Raw genomic sequence first — 5,400 nt, forward strand, 5'->3', positions numbered from 1 at the left:
GCCTCGTCCCCGCTTCCCGACGCCCCACCGGAGCGGCCTTTCGCCCCCTTCAGCCGGACCGTGAACGGGATGCAGCAGACGGTGGCCGCCTATGCCTACGAGGGTCCGGTGGCCAACCTGCAATGGGCCTTCTACGGCACCGCCGAGGACGAGGTGGTCGGCGGGTCGGACGGGAACGACTTCATCCACCTGATGGGCGGCAACGACGCCGCCTGGGGCGGGGCGGGCGACGACGTGCTGGACGGCGGATCGGGCTCCAACTGGCTGATCGGCGGGCCGGGCCGCGATACCTTCTTCGTGGATGGGCGCGGCGGCGAGGTCACCTGGTCGACCATCGTCGATCTGGAGAGGGGCGAATGGGCAACCCTCTGGGGGTTCGTGCCCGGCCAGTCCCGACTGATCTGGGAGGAGATGGGTGGGGCCGAGGGCTACAAGGGCGCCACGGTCCGCTGCGACATCGACGGCAACGGCACCATCGACGCCAGCATGACCTTCACCGGCATCGCGGTGAGCGCCATCACCGTCACCACCGGGATGGCCGGCAACGATCCCTACATCGCCTTCATTACCCTCTAACCGCCGGCTCTCTTCTTTATTTCATGCGCCGCCAAGCCACACGCACGCCCCCTGCTGACGGAGCGGGCGGCGGGAACCGAGCGTCATCGACAACTCATGGGCGTTATCACCGCAACCTTCATAACGCCATGAAAAACAAAGATATTTTTATTTTTTGGATTGACGCTGTCACGGGAAGGGGCCACGGTTCGGGCAACGACAGGTAAAAATCCAGTCTTCAATACGTCGTTTTACGGGATCGCCAGGGCGGGAACGCGCCGACACGCCTTCGAATCGAAAGGGAACAATCCCCCATGACCAGCACGACAGCGGAGCTTGAAGCGCTCCTCATGCAGCGGTCGCTGACCGATGCGCAGCTTCTGGCGGCGGCGGACGCCGCGGCGGATTTCCGCATCCTGCCAAACGCGACGGTGCTCAAGATCGGCGGCCAGAGCGTCATCGACCGTGGCCGCGCCGCCGTCTACCCGCTGGTCGACGAGATCGTCGCCGCCCGCAAGGGCCACAAGCTGCTGATCGGGACCGGCGCCGGCACCCGCGCCCGTCACATCTACTCGATCGCGGCGGGGCTGAACCTGCCGGCCGGCCTGCTCTCGCAGCTCGGCGGCTCGGTCGCCGACCAGAACGCCGCGATGCTCGGCCAACTCCTCGCCAAGCACGGCATCTCCGCGGTGGATGGCGCCGGTCTGTCGTCGGTACCGTTGTTCCTGGCCGAAGTGAACGCCGTCGTCTTCAGCGGCATGCCGCCCTACAAGCTGTGGATGCGCCCCGCCGCCGAGGGCGTTATTCCGCCCTACCGCACCGACGCCGGCTGCTTCCTGGTGGCCGAGCAGTTCGGCTGCCGGGCGATGATCTACGTGAAGGACGAGAACGGGCTCTACACCGAGAACCCGAAGACCTCCAAAAACGCCACCTTCATCCCGAAGATCTCGGTGGACGAGATGAAGGCGAAGGGGCTGCAGGACTCGATCCTGGAGTTCCCGGTGCTCGACCTGCTGAAGAACGCCCGCCACGTCCGCGAGGTGCAGGTCGTCAACGGTCTCGTCCCCGGCAATCTGACCCGCGCGCTCGCCGGCGAGCATGTCGGCACCATCATCACCGCGAGCTGAAGGACCGTCTTCCATGTCCGACACCACCAACAGCATCAAGCATGTGGCCTCGCCGCTCGCGCGCCAGACCCTTCTCGACGGCAGCCTGACCGCCCCGGTCGCCGGCGTCCGCCCGATCCGCCTGCTGCCCTGGCTGCAGGTCGTGAAGATCGGCGGGCGGTCGATCATGGACCGCGGCCACGAGGCGATCCTGCCGATCGTCGAAGAGATCCGCAGCATCCTGCCGGAGCACCGGCTGCTGATCCTGACCGGCGCCGGCATCCGCGCGCGCCATCTGTACAGCGTCGGGCTGGATCTCGGCCTGCCGGTCGGCTCGCTCGCCCCGCTCGCCGCGACGGAAGCCGGGCAGAACGGCCACATCCTGGCCGCGCTGCTGTCGCCCGACGGCGTGTCCTACGTCGAGCACGGAACCATCGCGAACCAGCTGGCGGTGCATCTGTCGGCCGCCCGTGCGGTGGTGGGCAGCGCCTTCCCGCCCTACCACCACCACGAGTTCCCCGGCTCGCGCATTCCGCAGCACCGGGCCGACACCGGCGCCTTCCTGCTGGCCGATGCGCTGGGCGCCGCCGGGCTGACCATCGTGGAGGACGTGGACGGGATCTGCACCGTCGACCCGAACGGCCCCGAGGCCGGCACGGCGGAGTTGCTGCGCGAGACGACTGCCGCCGAGCTGGCCAAGCGGGGCGGCACGCTGCCGCTGGACGGCGCGCTGCTGGAGGTGATGGCGAACGCCCGTCACCTGGAGCGCGTGCAGGTCGTCAACGGGCTGGTTCCGGGCCGTCTGACCGCCGCGCTGCGCGGCGAGCATGTCGGCACCATCATCCATACTGGCATCCGCACCGCCATCCGCAACGGTGCCCGACCGCTCTGAGCGGGTTCGGTCCGGCAGGAACGGCGAAGGCGTCCGGTGCCACCACCGGACGCCTTTCGCATATGGAAACGCGGTCAGAAACTCAGTTGCTTGCCACCGGCTTGCGGATGGCCTTCTGGGCGTCGGCCTTCGCCACGGCCTTCACGGCGGGCGGCGCCGTGTCCTCCGAGGACGCCTGCTGAAGCCGGCCCTGCTGCGGGCTCGCCTTCGACGGGAAGGCCACGGGCAGCAGCATCGCGGCGAAGACGGCGACGGCGATCAGGGTCTTCACGGCTTCCCAGGCGAAACCGCCGCGGCGCGGGGTGTTGGAAACGTCGTCCGCCTCCAGGGCGGTCGCCGAGGCAGCCGGCATCGGCTGGACTGCGGTCATGGACATGGCAGGCACTCGTGTTCGGGTTCGCCGGATTGGTACCCACACCATCGCAAGGGTCATGCCATGCCCTACACCCAGAACCGGCCATTCCCAGGCCTTCGTTTGGAAATTATCTCAAAATCAAAACAGTGCCGGGGATTCCGTTTCACCGTCGTCTCCGCTGCGGACGGGGCTTTTCGCAGACGCAAAAAGCCCTTTTCGACCCGCTCACCCGGCAAAATCCTCCCCCTGGGCGGCGACTTCTGCCCAGGTGGCGGGAAAATATTGCCGCGCGAAGTGTGGGCTTTTCCGCCTCAGGCCATCGCGCGGATCAGCGCGATCTGGCGTTCCAGGCAATGAGACAGATCGAAACGCTCCACCACCGTCTCCCGCGCGGCGCGGGCCAGCGGAGCGAAGGAGTCCGGCTCCTCCAGCACCGCGATGGTCTTGGCGGCGATGTCCTCGGGAGAGAAGAAATCGGCCAGCAGCCCGTTCTCGCCGTGCTGGATGACTTCCCGCACCGGGGCGGTGTCGGAGCCGATCACCACGCAGCCGAGCGCCATGGCCTCCACCATCGACCAGGACAGAACGAAGGGGTAGGTCAGGTAGACGTGCGCCCGCGACAGCCGCAGGACCGACAGATACTGGTCGTAGGGAAGGTGTCCCAGAAAATGGACGCGCGCCGGGTCCAACGGCACCTCGGCCAGCATGGTTTCCCGCCACGTCTTCCCACCGCCGGGGGGCGCCGAGCCGTAGCTGACCTCGTCGCCGCCGGCGATCAGAACGTGGGCCTTGGGCCGCGCCTCCAGGATGCGCGGCAAGGCGCGGATGAAGCTGGGGAAGCCGCGGTAGGGCTCCAGGTTTCGCACGGCGTAGGTCAGCACCTCGTCCTGGCGCGTCAGCACCGTACCGTCGGCCAGGGTGATGCGGATGTCCGGGTCGGGAAGGAGGCGCGCGGTGTCCACCCCGTCGTGGATGACCTCGATCTTGGAATGGAACGGCGCCGGGTGGGAGTCGCGCTGCCACTTGGTCGGGGCGATGCCGCGGTCGCAGGCCTCCAGGGCGAGCAGCAGCGGCGTGCTGCGCATGCGCAGCCGCAGCACCGTGTCCACATTGACCGGGACCGACGGGTCGAAGCCGACGTCCAGCCCCTGGGCACGGTAGAAGAATTCGCAATAGTTCAGGTAGGGGGTGTTGGGGAAGACATCCTTGACGAACAGCGTCTCACCCCAGCCCGGATGGCCGACGATGACGTCGGGGCGAAAGCCCTCCTCGCGCAGGCCCATCAGCAGCCGAGCCGCCGCCTGCCCATGCAGCACCGCGTTCTCGGTGGAGACCAGATAGGGATGCGCGTTCTCCCGCGCCTTGCGGCTGGGCTGGTAGGAGAGGCGGCGGACGTTCGGGATATCCCGGTCGGTGCGCTTGGTGATGAAGACGACGCGGTTCGCCGGATCGGCGGCCAGACGGGCGGCCAGATGCTTGTACTGGCCCGGCATGTTCTGGTGGATGAAGACGATGTTCATGATGACTCCGTCAGGCCCGTCCGGCGCCAAACTTCTCGCGCAGCTTCGGCCCGACCTTCGGCAGCAGAACCGACAGAATCAGCAAGCTGAGCCCGATGACGGTCGGCACGATCCAGTCCGGCTTGCCGGCCAGGGCATGGTCGCCGGCGGCGCCGAACTGCACGAAGGCGACCGTCATCGGCAACTGTCCGACCAGCGACCCGAAGGCGTAGGCGCCGAGCCGCACCCGCGTCAGGCCGAGCGCGTAGTTCACCCCGCTGTGCGGCAACACGGGAACCAGCCGCAGCATGGCCACAGCCCGCCAGCCGCCCGTTTCCAGCCGGCGCAGAACATCGCCCCAGCGCGCCCGGTCCAGGGCCGGAACCAGCCCGTCGCAGACGTAGCGGGTCAGCAGAAAGCCGGTGGACGCGCCGATCACGCTGCCCGCCGCCGCCAGCACCCCGCCCCACCAGACGCCGAAGACCAGCCCAGCGACCATCGCCATGACCGAGCGCGGGAAGAACAGAAGGCTGGCCAGGATGTGCAGAAGCAGGAACAGCACCGGCGCCGCGGGGTGGTGACGCAGGATGTCCTGCAACGCGTCCATCCCGAAGGCGCCATGCCATGCCCACCAAGCCCCGGCTCCGCCGAGCAGAAGCAGGACGAGCAATCCCCGACCCAGGTTGCGGAGGGTGGACAGGGAGGGTGTGCGGCGCTCGGCCATGGTGCGGGCCTTCGGTTCTTCAAACTGGGCTTGTGGTCCGGCTTGCATATCACGGGCGATACCGCGCCGCGAGAGACGATCATGAGCGGCACATCTCCGAAAACCGGAACGGCCATCCCCAGCGCCGACATTTGCATTGAACGCGCGGAACGGAACATACTAAAATGCTACAAAAGTGCATACCTTCTATTGCGAAAGGCTAGGTTCCTTCCTATGGCCAAGCTCAACTACGTGTTCACCAGCGAGTCCGTGTCCGAAGGCCATCCGGA

The 5,400-nt window shown here is 67.4% G+C and carries 6 protein-coding genes and 1 pseudogene; 4 read left to right on the top strand and 3 right to left on the bottom strand.

Going from position 1 to position 5,400, the window contains the following annotated elements:
• The 3 genes and pseudogenes from DXK32_RS33600 to DXK32_RS31615 all read left to right on the top strand — a co-directional run.
• Nucleotides 1–576, top strand: a pseudogene (locus DXK32_RS33600) (carbohydrate-binding domain-containing protein); the annotation flags it as partial.
• A 293-nt stretch (nucleotides 577–869) separates the two neighbouring features.
• Nucleotides 870–1,682: a uridine kinase gene (locus tag DXK32_RS31610; RefSeq protein WP_114862114.1), complete on the top strand. Its 813-nt coding sequence runs from the start codon at nucleotides 870–872 to the stop codon at nucleotides 1,680–1,682.
• Between the two features lie 13 nt (nucleotides 1,683–1,695).
• Complete coding sequence (locus DXK32_RS31615; protein WP_114862115.1) at nucleotides 1,696–2,553, top strand: molybdenum storage protein subunit alpha; 858 nt, start codon at nucleotides 1,696–1,698, stop codon at nucleotides 2,551–2,553.
• An 82-nt stretch (nucleotides 2,554–2,635) separates the two neighbouring features.
• Here the strand turns inward: DXK32_RS31615 and DXK32_RS31620 are convergent, their stop codons facing one another.
• From DXK32_RS31620 to DXK32_RS31630, 3 genes are all read right to left on the bottom strand, one after another.
• Nucleotides 2,636–2,929 carry a hypothetical protein gene (locus DXK32_RS31620; RefSeq protein WP_114862116.1) on the bottom strand — a complete coding sequence of 98 codons (294 nt, stop codon included), beginning with the start codon at nucleotides 2,927–2,929 and terminating at the stop codon, nucleotides 2,636–2,638.
• A gap of 290 nt (nucleotides 2,930–3,219) precedes the next feature.
• Entirely contained in the window at nucleotides 3,220–4,428 is a 1,209-nt protein-coding gene (locus tag DXK32_RS31625; RefSeq protein ID WP_114862117.1) for a glycosyltransferase family 4 protein, read from the bottom strand.
• Between the two features lie 10 nt (nucleotides 4,429–4,438).
• Nucleotides 4,439–5,131: a TVP38/TMEM64 family protein gene (locus DXK32_RS31630; RefSeq protein ID WP_114862118.1), complete on the bottom strand. Its 693-nt coding sequence runs from the start codon at nucleotides 5,129–5,131 to the stop codon at nucleotides 4,439–4,441.
• Between the two features lie 81 nt (nucleotides 5,132–5,212).
• Here DXK32_RS31630 and DXK32_RS32845 point away from each other — a divergent pair.
• Nucleotides 5,213–5,400: hypothetical protein (locus tag DXK32_RS32845; protein ID WP_205215878.1), on the top strand; the 188-nt coding region annotated here is incomplete at its 3' end.

The sequence above is a fragment of the Azospirillum brasilense genome (genome assembly GCF_003349955.1).
GTDB lineage: Bacteria > Pseudomonadota > Alphaproteobacteria > Azospirillales > Azospirillaceae > Azospirillum > Azospirillum brasilense_B.